This is a genomic window from Bradyrhizobium sp. CB2312, assembly GCF_029714425.1.
In the GTDB taxonomy this organism is placed as follows: Bacteria; Pseudomonadota; Alphaproteobacteria; order Rhizobiales; family Xanthobacteraceae; genus Bradyrhizobium.
The window spans coordinates 3756728-3776760 of sequence record NZ_CP121668.1 but is presented as its reverse complement, the minus strand read 5'-3'; the positions used below and the strand labels follow the sequence as shown (position 1 = coordinate 3776760).

Here is a 20033-nt window from a genome sequence, read left to right as displayed (position 1 = left end):
GTCACTGGCCGTCGATCAGGTGCATGTCGCCGAGCGTGACGGGTAGGCTGCGGGTGATGAGGTCCGCAATCGCCGCGCGCAGCCGTTCGCTCGAAGCCGGACCATCGAACGTCGCGTCGACCGTGCCGCTCGGGCCGGCAATCCGCATCGTCGCCGTATTGTCGAGCGGCGCGGCGGCCCGCTTCTCGATCACGTCGAACGACTTGCCGTCGATGACGCGGACTTCGTACAGCGCGTGGATCAGCCCGTAATCCGCAAACAGGGTCCGGTATTCGGCGAGCCCGACGCCCTCGACGTTGCGGCCGTTGCCGAGCTTCGACTTCGCCCGCGTGATCACGATGTAGGCGTCCAGGCCCTGCGGAGAGACATCGCTGCGAACGAGCTCCTTGAACGGATCGCTGCGCAGGAGATTGACGGGCGTAACCGGCGAATCCCTGACAGCGGCGAACGCGACGCGCCGATAGCTCACTGCCTGCACCCGAAAGCGGCCGCTCAGGAGCCTCGTCGCCTGCTGCACGATGAACTCGTCCAGCCCCCACGCGCTGATCGAAGCGCTTTGCTCTGTCTTGCCGAACCCTGTCAGGCCGGCCTGTGTCAGGCTCATCTCCTCGCCGATGGCCGAGATGATACCGACCGTCTTGATCGCCTGCAGCCGGCTCGCGCGCGTCTCGAACGCTGCGGCGGCGCCGAGCACGACCGAAGCGATCGCGACGGCAACACATAGGATGACCTTGCTACGCATGGCGGCCTATCGAATCCTGAAATCGAACGAATAGGACGCACCCAGGCCGACGGTGGTCTGGTTCGACGATCCCCGCTGCTTCACCAGCGGGCTGTCCGCGGCATCGCCCAGCAGCTTCTCGTACTCGACATAGGCATGGACCTCCCACTGCGGATTGATGCGGTAGGAGATCTGGCTGCCGAAGCCGACCGAGTGCGCACCGCCCCTTGCGTCATACATCGGCAACCCCGATGCCAGCGCCTGCACCGCATCGACGCCGAAATACGGCGCGGTCGCCTTGGTGCTCTTCCAGGTGAAGCGCGGGCCCGCCGAGATCGTCAACCTCTGGATCAGCGGCACGATGACGTCGGCGGAGACATCTGCCACCGCGCCGGTGTGGCCACCGAAACCCTGGCGCAGTTCGCTGCGCAGGCGCAGCCAGTCGACCGGATAATATTCGACGAAACCGCCGAGCTCGTAGGCCGCCTTGACGTCGCCAAGGCCGGTCAGCTCGGCATATTTGTCGCTCTTGCGCGAGGAGACGTATTTGAACGCAGGGCCCGCGCGGAAATTGCCGACGTCGAGCAGCGCGATGCTGGCGCTGTCGCGACGCCCGCGAAACTGGTCGATCGATCCGGCGCGACGGATGGTGAAGATCGGGATCGGGAGAAACCTCCCGTTCTTCGACCCGACGAAGTCAGGCGTGTATTCGCCGCCGATGCCGACCATGACGGTCCAGTTGCCGGAGGGCGACGGCAGCATCGGCAGCTCGAATGGCGGCGCCGGCAGGGTGAATGCGGTCTGCGCCGATGCGGACTGAGGAATTGCGGTGATCGTGCCGAGTGCGGCAAGCAAGGCGGTCGTCCGCCGCACGTTCGCCGTGAGGCGGTGAGCGGCTTCGTCGAGATGCGTCATTACGGGGCCCCGGACCGGCCGTCCTGGCCGAGTCGACTGGTGTGGTCTGGAGCCCCAGCATGTGATCCGGCAAAATTGCCCCAACATTGCAACGAGTAATCGCCCCTGCGACATTCCGCGCCGACGGTGCCGCCGGACCAACATTGCCCGAACATTGCAGGACTGGACTCAGCCCCCCAATTTTCGCCGCTGCGTCCGGTCAGCTCTCTCGCTGCCGCCTTTTATTCGCCAAGCTCGCTGCCTTAAACGGAACTCGCGCACGAACCGAAATGCCGGACTTCGGTCAGGAAGCGTCAAGTCGGGGCCTATGGCCCCGGCAGAGTCAAGGACGACCCGCGTGCGCTCCCTCGTGATCGAAGACGAACCACAGATCGGCGCCTATGTCAGCCGCCTGCTCGGGCAATTGCACGGTATCGTCGACCTCGTCGGCTCGATCGCCGATGCTCGCCAGGCACTGGACAATTTCAAATATGATCTTGCGATCGTCGACCGAATGCTGCCCGACGGCGATGCGCTGGAGGTGGTCACGGCGCTGAGCCAGTCGCCGGAGCGTCCGGCGATCATCATGCTGACGTCCAAGGACACCAAGGAGGATGTCGTCGATGGTCTCAATGGCGGTGCCGACGATTATCTCGGTAAGCCGTTCGAGCCGCAGGAGCTGCTTGCGCGGGTGCGCGCCGTGTTGCGCCGACCGCGCCTGCTCGCGCCTTCGGTGCTGTCGCTCGGCAATGTCGAGCTGCATCTCGGCAGCAACGAAGTCGTGGTCGCCGACAGGAAGATCCTGCTGCGGCGGCGCGAGGCGCTGATCCTGGGCGCACTGCTGATGCGCCGCGACCGCGTCATCACCCGCGCCGCCCTGATCGAGGAGATCTACGGTTTCGACGACGAGATCGAATCCAACACGCTCGAAGCGCAGGTCTCGCGCCTGAGGAAGAAGCTGGCCGCTTTCGGCGGCGACGTGGAGATCCGCAGCATGCGGGGCATCGGTTACATCCTGCGGCTGGCAACGCCGCGATGACGTCGATCGCCCGAACGTTTGCGTTCTCGCTCGGTATCGCCGCCACAGCGATCTTTCTGACCATGGTCGCGATCTTCGTCTCGAGGTACCCGTTGGAGGAACGCGAGTTCAGGGCCTGCCGGGTCGTGGCCGCCGTTCTCGATCGAGCCACTGATTTCGACGGGCAAAACCTGACGATACGTCCGACTCCCGCGCTCGAGGAATTGAAGGCGGACAGTCCAAACCTCTGGTACGTCGTGTCCGTGGGCGATCTCGTCAGCGAGTACGGTGGCGAGCACCGGCCGCCTCTCCCCTTCGCCTTTCCCTATCGCGGGCCGGTCGGCCTGTCCGTCTTCAGCACACACGACCAAAAGAGCACGTTCTGTCTCGCCGTTGCGCAACGGGGCTCCTTGCGGCTCACGACGATGGTCGGCGAGCCTCAGGTCCGCTTCGGCCGGATGGCAAGAAGCTTCCTCGTCAGCAGGATTTTTTCGATCATGCTGGTGGCGCTGGCCTTTGCGGCGACCGTCGCCATCGGTTCAGCTCTTGCTGCGCGTTTCGTCTCGCGCGGCATCGAACGGGTCGCGCACCGCGCGCTCGCGATCGATCCCTCGGCCCCGCGAGGTTTGATATCGCTGTCCCAAGTCCCCTCCGAGTTGAAGCCCCTGGTCGAGGCGCTGAACCGCGCGTTCGGCGAGATCGACGCCTATATCCGGATGCAGCGCCGCTTTCTCGGCAATGCCGCCCATCAGCTCCGAACGCCGCTCACGCTGCTGCGCGCGAAGATCGACGACGTGTCCGATCCGGTCCTGAGGACAGAGCTGGTGCGCGACGTCCGCCGCCTGACGTCGCTGGTGTCCGCCATGCTCGACCTGGCGCGCCTGCAAAATCACGCGATCGAAAAGCGGCCGATCGATCTTGCCGAGATCACGCTGGACGTGCTGGCCGATTTCGGTCCCTCGGCGCTCGACGCCGGCATCGAGCTTGCGCTGGAGCGCGCCGAGGAAGGCCCAGTGCTGGTGCAGGGCGTCGATGCCGCCATTCGCAGTGCGCTCGCCAATCTCGTCGGCAACGCGCTGATCCACGCCCACGGCGCGCGACGCATCGTCGTCACGCTCGACCGCCGCAGCATCTCGGTTGAAGACGACGGCGCAGGCCTGCCCGACGGCGCCGAACAAAAGCTGCTGGAGCCGTTTCAGACCGGCAACACCGCAGGCGGCGGCGCCGGCCTCGGCCTGTCGATCGTCCGCGAGATCATGGCCGCCCATGGCGGCGAGCTCGTCATCTCCTCCGCACCCGGCCGCGGCACGACGATGAGCCTGCGTTTTCCCGAACCGACGGCGGCGACGACTTCTCGGCAGCTCGATCTGGAAGCACGCTAGCAAGGCGCCCCTCGGCGAAACCGTCCGGAAACATTTGCGCGAAAAACATCTTCCGCGTTTCATCCTTTCGTCCAACGCAACCAAATAGATCGCCGGCGGCCTCCGAATGTTCGCACACGAGCGAACCTGTCGCGGCATCGCGGCGACCAAACCTCCGATTGACATCTTCAACGGAGATTTTCCAATGCGTTTTCTTTCGATGATTGCCGTCGCCGGTGCGATGATTGCGAGCTCCAGCGGCGCGTTCGCCGGCGAGCTTCCGTCTTACGAAGTCAAGTCGTTTCCGATCTCGACGACCCAGGTGCAGGTGCTCGGCGGTGCCGGTGTCGAGGAGCAGTCGGCCGCGCCCACGATGATCGTCGCCGGCATGCCCGCCTCCCCCGCGCAAGTCTCGGTGCTGTCGCCGCGCGTCAAGCGGCTGGCGAGCGCGGGCTCGGAGAGCGAGGCGCGCTGACGGCTCGCGCCGGGACACACCGCGCGGGGCAGCGCGACCTACAAATTGTAGCAGCGAACCCTCACGTCATGCTGCCCGGCATGAAGCAGCGCACGCGCGGATGACCGTCGACGTAGTGCTTCCACACCATGGTGCGGCCGATCTTGTTCGGCACGGTGATCACGGCGCCGTCGGGCACCACGACCCATTCGTCGTCGAGATGCACGCGATAACGTCCTTTGTCGGATTCCCAATCGACATCGGCGACGACGTAGCCGTCGGCATCCGAGCAGCACTGTCCGTATTCGCTGTGCAGGCTCTCGAACCAGGGCTTGAGCGGCGAGTTGGCGTAGCGCCCGTCATCGCGCGCCAGCGCCGACGTCGCCAATAGCGCCAGCAGCGTCGCGGCACATAGTCTTGCAAATCGCATGTCGTCTTCCCGCGGATCACAATGACGCCGCGAGGGGACAGGCGGTGTCGCCCGCCGGCCACGCCGTCAGGCAGGCATGGACATGGCGACTCGTTCCCCCAGCAGCTTTGCGACAGCTATGCAAATCCGGCGCCAACGCGCATTCCGGGGAACTACGGCAGAAACGCGCAACGGCATGCGCCTTTCGACGGAAGCGTCCGTCGGGCGAAATCGCCGCGGCGACGACTCTCAGGAATGCAAGGACAGCCTACTGCCTTGGCGCGGGCGCATTCATGGCTCCGCCCTTCTTCGCCGCAGGCGTGGGCGCCGGCTTGGTCGCGGCGGCCTGCGCGGGCAGATACTTCGCAACGATGGCGGGATCGACCTGGGCGAGGTTGGCGTCCGGCAGACGCTGCCAGGTCTCGTCCTTGCCGAACAGGGAAATGCCGAGGAAGCCGCGCATGGTCAGGGTCTGGCCATCGGGGCTCACCGTCATCTTGGCCTTCCAGATGTTGCCGTCGCGCGGATTGACGACGTTGCCGCCCTCGTACTTCAAGCCGTCGCGCTTCATGTCGCGGATGAAGGAGAGCCCGAGCACCGGCTGGTTCTTGCGATCGTCGGTGCACTTCGCGCAGACCTCGTTCGGATTGTCGCCGGGCCGCGGAAAGGTTTTTGCGATCACGCCTTCGAAGATGCCGTTATGGTCGATGAAGAGGAACCATCCCACCGTCTTGCCGTCTTCGACCTTCTGCCACAGGCCCGCGGCGGTCGGCTGCTGCGCCTGTGCCGCAGCCGGGCTCACCGCGCCGATCGACAGCGCGAGCGCGAGCAGCGGGAGCAGCCGACAGCTGGAAAAGAGATTCCGCATTATGATCACCTTGCTAAGCGGCAACTGGAATGGCTGCAGACTACGGCGATTTCGCGAACGATTCCAGCACCAGAAACATGGGGCATCGCCCGTGCGCACCCTCGCGGTCAGTTGACACCCAGCTTCTTTTGCAGGCTGGAGGACGAGGTCGTGTACTGGAACACGAGCCGCTTCTCCGGATAGACGTAGCGATGGGCTTTTTGCGACATCAGTGCGCCCTCATGGAAGCCGCACAGGATCAGCTTGATCTTGCCGGGATAGGTATTGATGTCGCCGATGGCGAAGATGCCTGATACGTTGGTCTCGAACGCCGATGTCTCGACCGGCACCAGATTGTTCTCCAGTGCAATGCCCCAGTTCGCGACCGGACCGAGCTTCATGGTCAGGCCGAAGAACGGCAGCATGGTGTCGCAGACGATTTCGCTGACGTTGTTGTCGTTGCCCTTGACGGTGGCGCCGGTCAGTTGACCATCGGCACCTGACAGCGCGGTGACCTGGCCGAGCCGCAGATCCATCTTGCCGCCGGCGACCAGCGCGCGCATCTGCTCGACGCTGTGGGGCGCGGCGCGAAAATCGTCACGACGATGGAGAAGCGTGACGCGCTTGGCCAGCGGATGCAGATTGAGCGTCCAGTCCAGCGCGGAATCGCCGCCGCCGACGATCAGCACGTTCTTGTCGCGGAACGTCTCCATCTTGCGCACGGCGTAATGCACCGAGGTGCCTTCATAGGCCTCGATGCCGGGCACCGGCGGGCGCTTCGGCTGGAACGAGCCGCCGCCGGCCGCGATCACCAACACCTTGCATTCGAACACCTTGCCGGCATCGGTGGTGCAGCGAAACATGGGATCGCCGATCTTCTCCACCGTCTCGACCATCTCGCCGAGATGGAAGGTCGGGTGGAACGGCTTGATCTGCTCCATCAGCGCATCGGTGAGGCCCTGGCCGGAGACCTGCGGAATGCCGGGAATGTCGTAGATCGGTTTTTCCGGATAGAGCTCGGCGCACTGGCCGCCGACCTTGTCCAGGATGTCGACGAAATGCGCCTTCATGTCGAGAAGGCCGAGCTCGAAGGCGGCAAACAGGCCGCACGGGCCGGCGCCAATAATCAGCACATCGGTTTTGATCACGTCGCTCATGTCGTCTCTTTATCGGTCGTTATCGGTTGGACGGCGCCCGTCGGGCAGAGGTGACCCTGCCTGTCTAGCCAACGGGGATGGATCAGGGAAGGCATAAAAGCGGGAGCGCCCCGCAGCCGCGCCCACTTGCCGGGTCAGGATAACTGGGCTGTAACGGGCATGGATATGACGGAGATCAATCGGTGAACGCACCAAGCCGCCTCGATACGACGCCGCGCCTCGAGGACTACCCCTACCGCCTCAGCGACAATGTCCGGTTCGGCGATCTCGATCCCAACCAGCACGTCAACAACGCGGTCTACGCCACCTATTTCGAGACCGGCCGTGTCACGCTGATGAAGCTTCCCGAATACGGGCTGACCCCGCCGGGCCTCGCCTGGATCATGGTGCGGCTCGACATCCATTTCCGCGCCGAGCTGCACTGGCCGAACACGATCGAGCTCGGCCTCGGCGTCGTGAAACTCGGACGGACGTCGGTGACCTTCGAACAGGTCGTGTTCTCGAACGGGAAGTGCATCGCCTCGGCGACGTCCGTCGGCGTCCTGCTCGACGAGACGACGCGGCGGCCGGCGCCGCTGACAGCAGAGATCGTCGAGAAGTTCAGGCCCTGGCACAAGTGCGGCATCGAGGTCGCGCCGCTTGCACCTGATTCATTCGGAACGATCAGGCCTGACGTTCCGGCGTTGCCACGACGAGCCCGTCGAGCTCGTCGGAAACCTTGATCTGGCAGGACAGGCGCGAGTTCGGGCGCACGTCGAAGCCGAAGTCGAGCATGTCTTCTTCCATCGGCGTCGGGCTGCCGACCTTCTCGCGCCAGGCTTCGTCGACATAGACATGGCAAGTCGCGCAGGCACAGGCGCCGCCGCATTCGGCTTCGATGCCGGGAATGCTGTTGCGGATGGCGGCTTCCATCACGGTTGCGCCGTTCTCGATTTCCACCGTGCGGGTTTCGCCCTTGTGGTCGACAAAGTGAATCTTGGCCATGTGTGCTCGTGCTGCCGCGATGTTGGGGAAAAGGAGTATCGGGGCTGTCCTATAACGGGTCGGTCAGGGCCGCGCTATAGTGTTTTCAAGCGAAGTGGACCCCGTTTCGCGCAAGGGAAAATGCGTCCAAACAGAAGGTCGACGCGCAAGGCGCCCGCGTGAATGGGGCTTGCCAGCCTAGTGCTTGAGGATCGCCGCGATCGCGGCGCGCACCTCGGCCACGGCCTCTTTCAACGCCGCGAAGGCATGCGGCCGGTCATGGCCGGTCCGGATCGCCATCTCGAGGCTGGCGGCCGCGTCGGCGACCGCAAAGGCGCCGATCCCCCTCGCCGAGCCCTTGAGCTTGTGCGCGAGCGCGCCGGTCTCGGCCGGCAACGCGGTCATCGCGGCGAGCAGGCGGACCGCCTGCTCGGCGAACATCGCAAGCACTTCCTGTTCCAGCTCGGCGTCGCCGAGCGTCATCTGGGAGAGATGGTCGAGGTCGAGCGGGCTGTCGACGGGCGCAAGCGGGGGCGAGGGCATCCAGTCCATCCGTTGCAGTTCAGGCGTCATGGCGCAGGCCCCGGCATCGCGCGACTGTTCCGCCGGTCCGGCGGTGAGTTCACCTCCACCCAAGCATGGAAATGGTTAACGAAATGTTTGGGCCGCTTTACGTAATTCTGCCCGTTTATTGACGAAAAGTTGCCGCAATCGGCCAAGTTCCATGGGGAATTGTATTTATTGCTAAGGCGTTACGGCGCGATCCTGTTAACGATGATTAAGATTGTCTTAATCGTGGGCATTTCATTCGCGACGCTCTGCCAATAGGATGTTGCGGAAATTAGCGGACAAGCCGTCCGGGTGGGGACGGCTTGGAGATCCGCACAAGCGGCATGATCCGGTCTGTGGGCTTGCGTCGCGCGCAGGGCTCGCGGGGGGCGTGTACTAGTAACGAGGGCTCGGACTGAACATGGCGAACACTCCCAAGAAGGTCAAAGACCCGACAGAAGTTGCACTTTCTGCGATCCAGGAAGCCCTGAACATCAGCGATACGGCCGCGGACACCAGCCGCAACGCCGCGATGCGCAACGAGACCGCACCTGCGGTAACACCGCCGCCGCCCCCGTCCTTCGACGAGCCGGCCTTCGAGCCGCGTCCGGCCGCCAACGAACGCGCCACCGTGTTCGATCCGATCGAGGAGCCGCGCACCGCGCGCCGCGCCGCCAATGACGACCGCGAGACCATTGGCCAGCTGCTCCAGGCGCTTCAGAAGGGCCGCCCTGCCCGCAGCGTCTACACCTTCGCCACCATCTTCGCCGGCGTCTGGCTCGCGGCTTGCGCTGCGCTGACCGTCGGCTTCCTGCCCTCGATCCAGGCCGCCATGGGCCAGAGCGGCGGCGTGCTGGTCATCGCCGGCCTCATCGCGATGTTCTTCGCCCCGATCATGCTGTTCTATTTCCTGGCGAGCCTCGTTTGGCGCGGCCAGGAAATGCGCATGATCGCGCAAGCGATGGCGCAGGTCGCGATCCGCTTCTCCGAGCCGGAAGGCTCGGCCTCCGATTCCATGGTCACCGTCGGCCAGGCCATCCGCCGCGAGGTCGCGGCGATGGGCGACGGCATCGAGCGCGCGATCGCACGCGCCGGCGAGCTCGAGACGCTGGTCGCCAACGAGGTCGCCGCGCTCGAGCGCGCCTACAGCGACAACGAAGTGCGCATCCGCGCCCTGCTCCAGGACATCGCCCATCAGCGCGACAACCTGGTCGGCCAGGCCGAGCAGGTCCGCAGCGCCATCTCCGGCGTGCAGATCGATCTGCGCCACGACATCGCGCTGATCTCGGACGCGATCGCCTCGCGCGTCGACGAGGTCGCAAAATCCATCACCGGCGCGCTGGAAGAGCGCGGCGCCCACATCACCAGCGCCTTGAGCAATGCCGGCGACAACATGATCCTGGCGCTCGGCGAGCGCGGCGGCGACCTGCTCGACCGCCTCGAGGAAGCCAGCAACGAGACCACGCGCGCCGTGCTCGATGCCAGCGAGCGGCTGACCACCAGCCTCAACTTCAAGACCGGCCACGTCCACGACGAGTTCGTCGACCTCGCCGACCGCGTCCACGAGATGCTGAACGAGCGCATCGACCGCATCACCGGCGAGTTCGAGCAGCGCTCCGCCGCGATCGTCGACGGCATCTCCGAGCGCACCGAGCAGGTGCACGATTCCCTGAAGAACTCGTCGGACTCGCTGCTGCTCGAGCTCGAGCTGCGCTCCAACGACCTCTCCGCCAAGATCGACGACGCCGGCAACCGCCTCGCCGGCCACATCATGACCAGCGGCGACAAGGCGAGCGAGGCGCTCGACGCCACCGTCAACGCCCTCGTCGCCAAGGTCGTCAGCCAGACCGAGACCGCGCACGATTCCCTCTCGCTGCAGATGAGCGCCTTCGACGAGCTGGTGAAGAATCAGGGCTCCGAGCTGGTCGAGAAGTTCGCCCGCGACTCCGGCACGCTGGGCGCGCTGATCACCCGCCACATCTCCGAATTCGACCGCACCGTGAAGACGTTCGGCGGCGAGATCGTCGAGCGCATGGGCCAGCGCACGCAGGACATCCACGAGTCGCTGAAGACCTATGTCGACAATTTCGACACCCGCTTCACCTCCAACGGCGGCGAGATCACGGCCGTGCTGGACCAGCGGCTGGTGCAGTTCGAGACCACGATCGGCGAACGCGTTTCCAACTTCGACGCCTCGCTGCACGGCAAGATCGCCAGCCTCGACGGCACGATTGAAGGCCACATCAAGACCTTCGACGAGCAGCTCGGCTTCCGCGTCAGCGCGCTCGAGGAGTCGTTCGATACCCGCGCGCGGTCCGTCACCGAGACTATCGACGGCCGTCTCAACACGCTCGCGACCTCGCTGACCGACGGTGCCGCGCAGGCGATCCAGTCGATCGACTCCCGCCTCACCCACCTCACGACGTCGCTGACCGACGGCGCATCGCAGACCATCCACACCATCGATACGCGCCTGACGCATCTGACGACCACCCTCACCGGCGGCGCCTCGCAGGCGCTCGAGTCCATCGACACCCGCCTCACCTACTTGACGACGGCGCTGACCAACGGCGCCTCGCAGGCCATGCAGTCGATCGACACGCGCCTCGGCCTGTTGACCTCGACGCTCACCGACGGCACCGCGCAGGCGATCGAGGCGGTCGACCGCCGCATTACCGGCGTCGCCGAGATCATCGACGGCCGCAGCACGCATCTGACCGACACGGTCACCGCGCGCTTCCAGGACATCCAGCAGGCCATCGAGACCAAGGTCGGGTCGGTCGCCAACGACATCGACGTGCGCGTGGCGCAGTTCGAGGACCTGCTCGGCTCGCGCGTCGAGGCCGTCGCCGGCCGCATCGAGAGCAGCGGCCGCCAGGCCAGCGAGGACATGATCTCCCGCGCCGAGATGATCTCGACCGCGATCCGCTCGCATGTCGAGGACGCCGAGCGCTCGCTCACCAACCTCGTCGTCAACACCAGCGAGACGATCCAGACCGGGGCTCGCACCGCCCAGCAGTCGCTGATGACGGTCTCCTCCGACGTCAACGCCCAGCTCAAGATGACCTCCACCGAGGTCGAGCGCGCCCTGACCGCGGTCGGCACGGGAGCAGCGAACTCAATCCTGACCAGCGCCCGCGAAGCGCAATCGAGCCTGGTCGCGGCATCTGGGGATGCGTCGAACCAGATCAAGGGGCTCGCAGCCGATGTCGAGCGCACGCTGTCGGCGGCCGGTTCCGCCACCGCAGCCTCGATCCTGGCCGGCGCCCGCGAAGTGCAGACCACGCTCGTCACGGCGTCTTCGGACGCGGCCAACCACGTCAAGACGCTCACTGCCGACGTGCAGCGCTCGCTGTCGCTGGCGGGCACCACCACCGCCGAATCGATCACAGCCGGGGCCCGCGATGCGCAGAGCGCGCTGATTGCGGCCTCCACCGAGACTGCCAACCAGATCAAGGCGCTGTCCTCCGACGTGCAGCGTTCGCTTACGATGGCCGGCACCTCGACGGCCGAGATCCTCACGACCGGCGCTCGCGAGGCCCAGAACACGCTCATTGCCGGATCGGCGGACGCGGCAAATCAGGTCAAATCGCTCACGGCCGAAGTACAGCGCTCGCTCTCGATGGCCGGCACGACCACCGCCGAAACCATCACTGCAGGCGCTCGCGAAGCGCAGAACATGCTGGTCACCGCGTCGTCGGACGCGGCGAGCCAGGTCAAGTCGCTCGCGGCCGAAGTGCATCGCTCGCTCTCGCAGGTCGGCCAGACCACCGCCGAGACGATCACCACGAGCGCCCGCGACGCCCAGAGCACCCTGCTCTCGGTCTCCGCCGAGCAGACCAGCCAGGTCCGCTCGCTCGCGGCCGAGATGCAGCGCGCGCTGGCGACCGCCGGCGGCGCCACCATCGAAGCGCTGACCAGCGGCGTGCGCGAGGCCCAGGGCACGCTGATCTCCGCATCGACCGATGCGGCGAGCCAGATCAAGTCGCTGACCACGGACATCGAGCGCACGCTGACCGCGGTCGGCGCCGACACCGCCTCGACCATCCTCAACAGCGCGCGTGAGGCGCAGACCTCGCTGACCTCGACCTCGGCGGATGCCGCGAGCCAGATCCGCACGATCTCGACCGAGATCGAGCGCGCGCTGAGCGCGGCCACCGCGAATGCGACCAGCGACATCCAGAGCAGCGCGCTCAACGCCCAGAACGCGCTGATCTCCGCCTCCAACGAGGCGAGCTCGCGGGTCAAGTCGAGCTCGGCCGACGTCGAGCGCTCGGTGCTCGCCGCCTCGAGCAGCTTCGGCCAGGCCATGACCGGCAAGACCGATGAGATCGTCACCTACGTGCAGCAGCAGGCCGACCGTCTGTCGAACATGATCGACGCCAAGCGCGGTGCGCTGGTCGACGCGATCGGCTCGAAGACCAGCCAGCTCACGCTCGACATCGACCGCGTCACCTCCGACGCGCTGAAGTCGATCGAGACGCGCGGCCACGCCTTCTCGCAGACCATGATGGGCAACGGCTCGGAGGTCGCCCGCACCATCAACGCGGCGAGCGAGATCGCCACCGGCGCGGTCGGCAAGTCGCTCAAGGACCTCGAGCAGGCCTCGCGCGCGGCGATCGACCAGTCGCGCCAGGTCTCGATCGCGGCCGTCACCGAGATGCAGGAGACCAGCAAGATCCTGCGCACCGACACGGTCGCCCTGTTCGAGCGCCTGCGCGAAGGCAACATCCTGCTCCAGGAGGTGCTGACCGGTGCGCACGACAACCTCAACTCGCTCGAGCGGGCGCTGGTGACGCGTGTCGCCGACTTCGTCTCGGCGATGAACGACGTCACCTCGCGCAACGGCGCGGCGACGCAGAACCTGGAAGACCAGCTCAACGTCTTCAACAGCAAGACCACGAAGGCGCTGCAGGACCTCGGCGAGCTGTCGACCCAGTTCGACGCGCACGGCAAGGCGCTCGTCGACGCCGCCCAGGTCGTCGAGCAGAGCAACAAGAACACCACCGCCTCGCTCGCCGAACGCAAGCAGGCGCTGGAATCGCTCGTCACCACGATCGACCTGCGCACGGCCGATCTCGACCAGCGGCTGTCGCGCTTCACCGGCCTGCTCGACGAATCGCTGGCCGCCGCCGAGGAGCGTGCCCGCGACATCGCCCGCGTCGTCGCCGAGACCGCCGGCGCAGGCTCGGCTGCGATCACCCGTCAGTTCGAGGCGGTGCGCGTGGCCTCCGAAGAGGAGCATCGGCAGACCATCGAGGCCATGCACGACATCTACCGCCAGACCACCGACGAGGCGGATGCGATGTTCAAGCAGTCGACCGAGAAGTTCACCAACCTCGTGTCCAGCATGAAGCAGATGGCGTTCGAGATGCACAACGAACTCGAAGCCACCCGCAACGAGCTGCGCCGTGGCGTGCTCGAGATGCCGCAGGAGGCCGCCGAGAGCACTGCGCAGATGCGCAAGGTGATCGTCGACCAGATCGAGGCGCTCGCCGAGCTCAACCGCATCGTGGCCCAGCACGGCCGTGGTCTCGACGTCTCGACGACGGGCCGCGCCTCCGTCGCCGTCCAGCGCCAGGAAGAGCCGATCATGGCAAGCGCGGGCGGTCGCGGCACCGAGACGCGCATGCGCGACACCGGCAGCGCCTCGACGCTGCCGCCGCCGGACCTCGGCATGCCCGCCCCCTCGCGCCGCACCGAAGCGCCGTCGGTCGCGCCTTCCAGCAACGACCAGGGCCGTGACGGCTGGCTGTCGGACCTGCTCAACCGCACCGACGCCAACCAGGGCGCACCGAACGGCCGAGAGGCTCCCCGTGGCCGCGCTGCACCTGCGCAGCAGCCGCAGGCGTCACAGAGCAGCAGCAATCCGCTGGAATCGCTTTCGCTCGACATCGGCCGGCTGATGGACCGGAACCTCGCCGCCGAGATGTGGGACCGCTACCAGCGCGGCGAGAACAAGGCCTTCACCAAGCGCCTGTACACGCCCGCCGGCCAGAAGGCCTTTGACGAGGTCGCCCGCAAGTATCGCGCCGACCGCAACTTCAAGGGCACGGTCGACCGCTACGTCGCCGAGTTCGAACGCCTGCTCGACGAAGTCGCCCGCGACGGCCGCGGCCCGCAGGAGCTGCGCAGCCACCTGACCTCGGAGACGGGTCTGGTGTACACGCTGCTGGCGCACGCGGCGGGCCGGCTCGGGTAAGCGGCGGGAAGCAACGAATAGCGAATGACAACGGAGGCCTCTCGGCCTCCGTTTTTGTTTAAGCGCGTCATTGCGCTCGTAGCCCGCATGGAGCGCGGCGGAATTCGGGGGCCAAGCGAAGAACCCCGGATTACGCTTGCGCTCCATCCGGGCTACGGGCTGCGCATTGGGAAATTGCGCGATCTCCACAAACTCGTCATTGCGAGGAGCGAAGCGACGAAGCAATCCAGACTGCTTCCGCTGAGACAGTCTGGATTGCTTCGCTTCGCTCGCAATGACGAGGAGAACTCGGCGGACTACACGCCTACTGGCGCCTCGGCGCCGCTACCGGCTTCGGCGGCTCGGGCGGCGGGGCGGCTTGCGATGAGTTGCTGGCGCCGAACAGCACGCGGGTCGGGTTGCGGTCGAAATTGTTCACGGCGCGGCTGATGTCGCCGAGCGTGCGGCGGCCGTCCGTCATCAGCGCGCCGGAGCGCTTGTCGAAATCCTCGGCGAGCTCGCGGATCGACTTCACCGCCAGGAACAGCTCGCCGCCGTCCTTGCCGCCGGCCAGCGTGTTGAGGCCGAGCATGAGATTGTCGGCTTTGAGCATCACGCCGTCGACCTTGGCCATCACGCTGTCGATCTTCTCGGAGTTGCGCGCGAGCGAATTGGTGAAGGTCTCCAGATTCTTCAGCGAGTTCTTCACCGACTCCTGATTGTCGGCGACGATCTTGTTGATGTTCTGCAGCGTGGCGCGGATCGCCTCGGTGACGTCCTGGAGCTTGTTGGGGTCGGCCGTCAGCGTGGGGATGCCGTCCTCGTCGAGCGGCGGCGGCGGTGCCGCCTCCTCGCCGCCCTTGAGCGAGATTGCGGCCACACCCGTCAGGCCCTGGAATTCGAGGCCGACGAGCGTGTCCTTGCGGATCGGGGCGTTGTTCTCGACCATGGCGAGTGCGACAACCCGCCGCGGATTGTCCAGCTTCACCGAGACCACCTCACCCACCCGGATACCGTTGAAGTTGACGCTGCCGCCGTTGCGCAGGCCCGCGGCGGGGCCCTCGAACACGACACGCAGCGGGCTGCGCTGCTTGGTGGTGTGCAGCGACTGGAACCACAGCACAAAGCCGATCGCCGCGGCGATCACCGCCAGCGTGAACGACCCGATCAATACGTAATTCGCCCGCGTTTCCATCAGGTGCTCCGGCTACTCAACCCAGCTACTCAACCCATGACCGCGCGGGCGCGCTTGCCATGGAAATACTGCCTCAGCCAGGGATGCTGCGAGGCCTGCATGTCGGCCATCGACCCTGCAGCAATGATCTTACCGTTCCCTAAAACGGCGATGCGGTCACATGCTGTGTAAAGGCTATCGAGGTCGTGCGTTACCATGAAAACCGTGAGCCCCAAAGTGCGCTGGAGCGTCCTCACCAGCTCGTCAAAATCGCCGGCGCCGATCGGGTCGAGGCCCGAGGTCGGCTCGTCCAGGAACACGAGGTCCGGGTCGAGCGACAGCGCCCGGGCCAGCGCCACGCGCTTGATCATGCCGCCCGAGAGTTCCGACGGGAAGCGCTCGGCGACCTCAGGCTTGAGGCCGACCATGGTGAGCTTGGCCATGGTGATCTCGTCCATCAACCGCTGCGAGACGCGAAGATATTCGCGCATCGGGAACTGGATGTTCTGCCGCACGGTGAGCGAGGAGAACAGCGCGCCCTGCTGGAACAGCACGCCCCAGCGCCGCTCGACATTGCGCCGCTGCGAGGTGCTGGAGGAATCGAGGTCGACGCCGAACACCTCGATGGAGCCCGCGACCTTCGGCACGAGGCCAATGATGGTGCGCGTCAGCACGGACTTACCCGCGCCCGAGGGGCCGACGAAGCCCAAAATCTCGCCGCGCTTGACGTCGAGGTTGAGGCCGTCGAGCACGCGCGTCGATCCGAATTGCACGGTGATGTCGCGGACGCGGATGATGGGATTTTGAACAGCGTTTTGGATTTCTTGCGCCATCGTCACATCCCGATCGAGGCGAAGAAGATGGCGAACACGCCGTCCATGACGATGACGAAGAAGATGCCCTTCACCACCGAGGCCGTGGTGTGCTGTCCGAGCGATTCCGCGCTGCCCTGCACGGCGAGCCCTTCGACGCAGGCGACGATGCCGATCACCGCGGCCATGACAGGTGCTTTGACGATGCCGACGATGAAATGATCGATCGAGATGGCATCGCGCAACCGCAGCAGGAAAGCCTCGGGATCGACGCCGCCATACAGCCAGGCAACGAGTCCGCCGCCATAGAGCGCGGCCATCGCGCCGAGGAAGGCGAGGATCGGCAGCGCCAGCACCAGCGCCAGCATGCGCGGCAGCACCAGCACCTCGATCGGGTCGAAGCCCATGGTGCGCAACGCGTCGATCTCCTCGCGCATCTTCATCGAGCCGAGCTCGGCGGTGTAGGCGCTGCCCGAGCGGCCCGCGACCATGATCGCGACCAGCAGCACGCCGATCTCGCGCAGCACCAGCACGCCGAGCATGTCGACGACGAAGATGTCGGCGCCGAAGCGGCGGAAATGGAAGATGCCCTGCTGGGCGATGATGCAGCCGATCAGGAAGGTGATCAGCACGATGATCGGCACCGCGCGCCAGCACACCTGCTCCATGTGGTGCACGGTCGAGGTCAGACGGAACGAGCGCGGATGGATCAGCACGCGGAAGCCTGCGGCGAGCACAGCGCCGAGCATGTCGATGAGGCCGGACACCGTGCCGCCAAGGCCGGACACGGCGCGGCCGATCTGCTCCAGCATGCCGGTGATGGTGATCGTTGAGGTCTCGATCACGGGCGTTGCCCTGACCCGCCGGACCTCGTCGACGAGGCTGGAATAATTGGCCGAGAGCCCTGCGATCTGCGCCTCGACCGCGCCTTGGGTCAGGCTGCGGCGCAGCCGCTCGATCAGCCAGGCGCCGAAGGTGTCGAGCTTGGCGACCTCGGAGACGTCGATGAAGATGCTTTGCGGGCCGCCGGCGAGCTTCTCGGCGTCGGCCACCATCCGCTCCAGGACCGGCGCGAAGCTCGCGGTCCAGGTTCCGGTGGCGCAGAGGGCCAGCGCGTTGCCTTTGGCAATCCGCTCCAGCTTGGGATCGCCGTTCAAGATGTCCGCTCCCGTGCCGGGGCGGAGAAAATCAGATGGTTGCGCACGCGCCCTTACCTAGAGAAGGTATCCCCAACTGGCCATTGTTAGTTGCTAGAGGTAACTAGCAGGTTCAGATTTCGCCAGAGTTCAAAATGACTTCCAGCAAAGTTCCGGCACTTAGGTCGCAAATCGAGCGCTTTCCGATTGCCGGCAGTTTCACCATCAGCCGGGGCGCCAAGACCGAGGCCGTCACCGTCGTGGCCGAGGTGAGCCGGGACGGCCTGACCGGCCGCGGCGAGTGCGTGCCCTATCCCCGCTATGGCGAGACCCCCGAGGCGACGCTGGCCGCGATCCAGGCCATGGAGGACGCGGTCCGGGGCGGCCTCGACCGGGAGGCCCTCCAGGCCGCCATGAAGCCTGGCGCAGCCCGCAACGCCCTGGACTGCGCCTTCATCGATCTGGAAGCCAAACAGGCCGGATTGCGGGCCTGGAGCCTGCTCGGCCGCCCCTCGCCGGGCGAGCGCACCACCGCCTTCACGATTTCGTTGGGTGCGCCCGAGACGATGGCGGCGGCAGCCGCCAAGGCCGCGCACCGGCCCCTGCTCAAGATCAAGCTCGGCGGCGAGGGCGATGCCGCGCGGATCGCGGCCGTCCGCAAGGCCGCCCCGGAGTCTGAGCTGATCGTCGATGCCAACGAGGCCTGGGCCGAGGCCAATCTGGAAGCCAACCTCGCGGCCTGTGCCGCCGCCGGCGTCACGCTCGTGGAGCAGCCCTTGCCGGCAGGCCGGGACCACGCGCTGGCGCGGATCAAGCGGCCGCTCGCGGTCTGCGCCGACGAAAGCGTGCATGACCGTGGTTCGCTCGCACCCTTACGCGATCGCTACGACGCCGTGAACATCAAGCTCGACAAGACCGGCGGCCTCACCGAGGCGCTGGCGATGGCGGACGCCGCGCAGGCGCTCGGCTTCGAGATCATGATCGGCTGCATGGTCGCGACCTCGCTGTCGATGGCCCCCGCCACGCTGGTGACGCCACAGGCCCGCTTCGTCGATCTCGACGGCCCGCTGCTGCTGGCACACGACCGCAACCACGGGCTTCGTTACGACGGCAGCCTGGTTTATCCGCCGGAGTCCTCGCTCTGGGGATGAGCGATCAGCCGATGCCGCGCCGACCAGATCACGAGCGCGCCGGCCGCGGCCATCGCAGCCATCACATAATAGAGACCGTCGCCGATCCGCGCGTAGATCGCGCCTGACACGATCGAGGTTGCGGCGCCCAGCAACCCGTTGCAGGCGGCATAATAGCCCTGCCCGCGCGCGATCTGATGCGAGGGCACGCGTTGCACAAGCAGGCTCATGGTGCCGAGGATGGTCATGCCGAAGGTGAATCCATGACCGAGCTGCGCGAGCGCGAGCAGCGCGAGCGGCGGCTCGTTGGCGGTGACGATCCAGCGCAGGACGGCGCTTAAGCCCCCGATCGCGATCATCGTGGAGGGATGCAGCGAGAACCGCGGCGACAGCGCGAACACGACGATCTCGGCAATCACGCCCAGCGTCCACAGCCCCGCGATCGTCAGGCCACCAAGGCCATGGAGCTGCCAGTTGATGGCTGAGAAGGTGTAATAGGCGACGTGGCTGCCCTGGATCAGCGCGGCCGAGGCGATCACGGCCCAGAAGCCGAGATCGCGCAGCAGCGCCGTGTCGGCACGCGCCTCGGCGCTCTTGCGCCTGACATCGTCGAGCGGCTGCAACAAAAGGCTGGCGAGCACCGCGACGACGGCCCAGGCAACGATGACCCAGATCAGGTCGCGCGCCGCGATGACGTCGACGAGATAGCCGCACGCGAGCGAGCCCGCGGCAAACGCCGCCGAGCCCCACAGCCGTAAGGGCCCATAGTCGAGCCCGTAGCGGGCGACACCGCGCAGCGCATAGGCATCGGTCAGCGGCATCGTCGGTGTCCACATCATGCAGGTCAGCGCATAGATCAGGAACAGCGCCAGCGGCTGCTGCTGCAAGCCCACGGCCGCAAAGCCGATCGCGGTTGCCAGCACCGACACCATCATGCCGGCGCGAATGGCGCGCCGCTTTTCGGCAAAGGCGGTCACTTGCGGCAGCGTGGTGAAGCGCGTGATCGCCGGCAGCGCGTTGATGAGGCCGATCCAGCCGGCGTCGATGCCGATCGCCTTCAGCCAGACCGGAAAGAACGGCAGATGCGTTCCCGATACCGCGAACACCGCCGAGTAGAACAGCGCAAGACTGACGGCGAATCGCCGCTTCACGGCTGCTGGCGTGGGGATTTGTGATTCGGACTGCATCAAACCAATTGCGATTCGGTCGATATCGTGGTGATCGTTA

General features: G+C 66.0%; 16 protein-coding genes and 1 pseudogene. 6 read left to right on the top strand and 11 right to left on the bottom strand.

Features of this window, described 5'->3' with window-relative positions; translation table 11 throughout:
* Window position 1: 1 nt before the first annotated feature.
* Window positions 2–694, bottom strand: a complete 693-nt coding sequence (locus QA642_RS18200) for a hypothetical protein (RefSeq protein ID WP_283085857.1) — start codon at window positions 692–694, stop codon at window positions 2–4.
* Window positions 695–748: 54 nt separating this feature from the next.
* A complete protein-coding gene (locus QA642_RS18195; protein WP_283085856.1) occupies window positions 749–1636 on the bottom strand; it encodes a MipA/OmpV family protein in 888 nt (295 codons plus the stop codon).
* A gap of 337 nt (window positions 1637–1973) precedes the next feature.
* On the opposite strand from QA642_RS18195, the gene QA642_RS18190 reads away from it, so the two are divergent.
* The 3 genes from QA642_RS18190 (at window position 1974) to QA642_RS18180 (ending at window position 4469) form a co-directional block, all read left to right on the top strand.
* A complete protein-coding gene (locus tag QA642_RS18190) occupies window positions 1974–2654 on the top strand; it encodes a response regulator transcription factor (protein ID WP_283085855.1) in 681 nt (226 codons plus the stop codon).
* Entirely contained in the window at window positions 2651–4015 is a 1365-nt protein-coding gene (locus QA642_RS18185; protein WP_283085854.1) for a HAMP domain-containing sensor histidine kinase, read from the top strand. Before QA642_RS18190 ends, QA642_RS18185 begins: the two co-directional genes overlap by 4 nt.
* Window positions 4016–4199: 184 nt before the next feature.
* On the top strand, window positions 4200–4469 hold the full coding sequence (locus QA642_RS18180) for a hypothetical protein (RefSeq protein ID WP_283085853.1): 270 nt from the start codon (window positions 4200–4202) through the stop codon (window positions 4467–4469).
* A gap of 61 nt (window positions 4470–4530) precedes the next feature.
* On the opposite strand, the gene QA642_RS18175 is transcribed toward QA642_RS18180, so the two are convergent.
* The 3 genes from QA642_RS18175 to QA642_RS18165 form a co-directional block, all read right to left on the bottom strand.
* Complete coding sequence (locus QA642_RS18175) at window positions 4531–4878, bottom strand: hypothetical protein (RefSeq protein ID WP_283085852.1); 348 nt, start codon at window positions 4876–4878, stop codon at window positions 4531–4533.
* A gap of 247 nt (window positions 4879–5125) precedes the next feature.
* The gene (locus tag QA642_RS18170) at window positions 5126–5725 is read right to left on the bottom strand and encodes a DUF2147 domain-containing protein (RefSeq protein WP_283085851.1); all 600 of its coding nucleotides are present in this window, start codon (window positions 5723–5725) and stop codon (window positions 5126–5128) included.
* 107 nt (window positions 5726–5832) lie between these two features.
* Complete coding sequence (locus tag QA642_RS18165) at window positions 5833–6861, bottom strand: NAD(P)/FAD-dependent oxidoreductase (protein WP_283085850.1); 1029 nt, start codon at window positions 6859–6861, stop codon at window positions 5833–5835.
* Between the two features lie 182 nt (window positions 6862–7043).
* Here QA642_RS18165 and QA642_RS18160 point away from each other — a divergent pair.
* A pseudogene (locus tag QA642_RS18160) lies at window positions 7044–7499 on the top strand (thioesterase family protein); the annotation flags it as partial.
* 25 nt (window positions 7500–7524) lie between these two features.
* Here the strand turns inward: QA642_RS18160 and QA642_RS18155 are convergent.
* Both QA642_RS18155 and QA642_RS18150 read right to left on the bottom strand, forming a co-directional pair.
* On the bottom strand, window positions 7525–7845 hold the full coding sequence (locus QA642_RS18155; RefSeq protein ID WP_008143731.1) for a 2Fe-2S iron-sulfur cluster-binding protein: 321 nt from the start codon (window positions 7843–7845) through the stop codon (window positions 7525–7527).
* 177 nt (window positions 7846–8022) lie between these two features.
* Window positions 8023–8397, bottom strand: coding sequence for an Hpt domain-containing protein (locus tag QA642_RS18150; protein WP_283085849.1), 375 nt, complete (start codon window positions 8395–8397; stop codon window positions 8023–8025).
* Window positions 8398–8794: 397 nt separating this feature from the next.
* On the opposite strand from QA642_RS18150, the gene QA642_RS18145 reads away from it, so the two are divergent.
* A complete protein-coding gene (locus QA642_RS18145) occupies window positions 8795–14575 on the top strand; it encodes a negative regulator of septation ring formation (RefSeq protein WP_283085848.1) in 5781 nt (1926 codons plus the stop codon).
* A gap of 304 nt (window positions 14576–14879) precedes the next feature.
* On the opposite strand, the gene QA642_RS18140 is transcribed toward QA642_RS18145, so the two are convergent.
* The 3 genes from QA642_RS18140 to QA642_RS18130 are packed head-to-tail and all read right to left on the bottom strand — an operon-like array spanning window position 14880 to window position 17697.
* On the bottom strand, window positions 14880–15749 hold the full coding sequence (locus QA642_RS18140) for an MlaD family protein (RefSeq protein ID WP_283085847.1): 870 nt from the start codon (window positions 15747–15749) through the stop codon (window positions 14880–14882).
* 29 nt (window positions 15750–15778) lie between these two features.
* On the bottom strand, window positions 15779–16561 hold the full coding sequence (locus QA642_RS18135; RefSeq protein ID WP_283085846.1) for an ABC transporter ATP-binding protein: 783 nt from the start codon (window positions 16559–16561) through the stop codon (window positions 15779–15781).
* Between the two features lie 2 nt (window positions 16562–16563).
* Complete coding sequence (locus QA642_RS18130; protein ID WP_283085845.1) at window positions 16564–17697, bottom strand: ABC transporter permease; 1134 nt, start codon at window positions 17695–17697, stop codon at window positions 16564–16566.
* Between the two features lie 134 nt (window positions 17698–17831).
* Between QA642_RS18130 and dgcA the strand changes: the two genes are divergently transcribed.
* Window positions 17832–18827 carry an N-acetyl-D-Glu racemase DgcA gene (gene dgcA, locus QA642_RS18125; RefSeq protein ID WP_283085844.1) on the top strand — a complete coding sequence of 332 codons (996 nt, stop codon included), beginning with the start codon at window positions 17832–17834 and terminating at the stop codon, window positions 18825–18827.
* Here the strand turns inward: dgcA and QA642_RS18120 are convergent.
* A complete protein-coding gene (locus QA642_RS18120; protein ID WP_283085843.1) occupies window positions 18797–19993 on the bottom strand; it encodes an MFS transporter in 1197 nt (398 codons plus the stop codon). The genes dgcA and QA642_RS18120 overlap by 31 nt on opposite strands.
* Window positions 19994–20033 lie beyond the last annotated feature (40 nt).

What these genes read in the sequence shown, in the direction of transcription:
- QA642_RS18195 (WP_283085856.1), bottom strand. Translation starts at nt 1,636, where the DNA reads ATGACGCATCTCGACGAAGCCGCTCACCGCCTCACGGCGAACGTGCGG.
- QA642_RS18185 (WP_283085854.1), top strand. Translation starts at nt 2,651, where the DNA reads ATGACGTCGATCGCCCGAACGTTTGCGTTCTCGCTCGGTATCGCCGCC.
- QA642_RS18180 (WP_283085853.1), top strand. Translation starts at nt 4,200, where the DNA reads ATGCGTTTTCTTTCGATGATTGCCGTCGCCGGTGCGATGATTGCGAGC.
- QA642_RS18175 (WP_283085852.1), bottom strand. Translation starts at nt 4,878, where the DNA reads ATGCGATTTGCAAGACTATGTGCCGCGACGCTGCTGGCGCTATTGGCG.
- QA642_RS18170 (WP_283085851.1), bottom strand. Translation starts at nt 5,725, where the DNA reads ATGCGGAATCTCTTTTCCAGCTGTCGGCTGCTCCCGCTGCTCGCGCTC.
- QA642_RS18165 (WP_283085850.1), bottom strand. Translation starts at nt 6,861, where the DNA reads ATGAGCGACGTGATCAAAACCGATGTGCTGATTATTGGCGCCGGCCCG.
- QA642_RS18155 (WP_008143731.1), bottom strand. Translation starts at nt 7,845, where the DNA reads ATGGCCAAGATTCACTTTGTCGACCACAAGGGCGAAACCCGCACGGTG.
- QA642_RS18150 (WP_283085849.1), bottom strand. Translation starts at nt 8,397, where the DNA reads ATGACGCCTGAACTGCAACGGATGGACTGGATGCCCTCGCCCCCGCTT.
- QA642_RS18145 (WP_283085848.1), top strand. Translation starts at nt 8,795, where the DNA reads ATGGCGAACACTCCCAAGAAGGTCAAAGACCCGACAGAAGTTGCACTT.
- QA642_RS18140 (WP_283085847.1), bottom strand. Translation starts at nt 15,749, where the DNA reads ATGGAAACGCGGGCGAATTACGTATTGATCGGGTCGTTCACGCTGGCG.
- QA642_RS18135 (WP_283085846.1), bottom strand. Translation starts at nt 16,561, where the DNA reads ATGGCGCAAGAAATCCAAAACGCTGTTCAAAATCCCATCATCCGCGTC.
- dgcA (WP_283085844.1), top strand. Translation starts at nt 17,832, where the DNA reads ATGACTTCCAGCAAAGTTCCGGCACTTAGGTCGCAAATCGAGCGCTTT.
- QA642_RS18120 (WP_283085843.1), bottom strand. Translation starts at nt 19,993, where the DNA reads ATGCAGTCCGAATCACAAATCCCCACGCCAGCAGCCGTGAAGCGGCGA.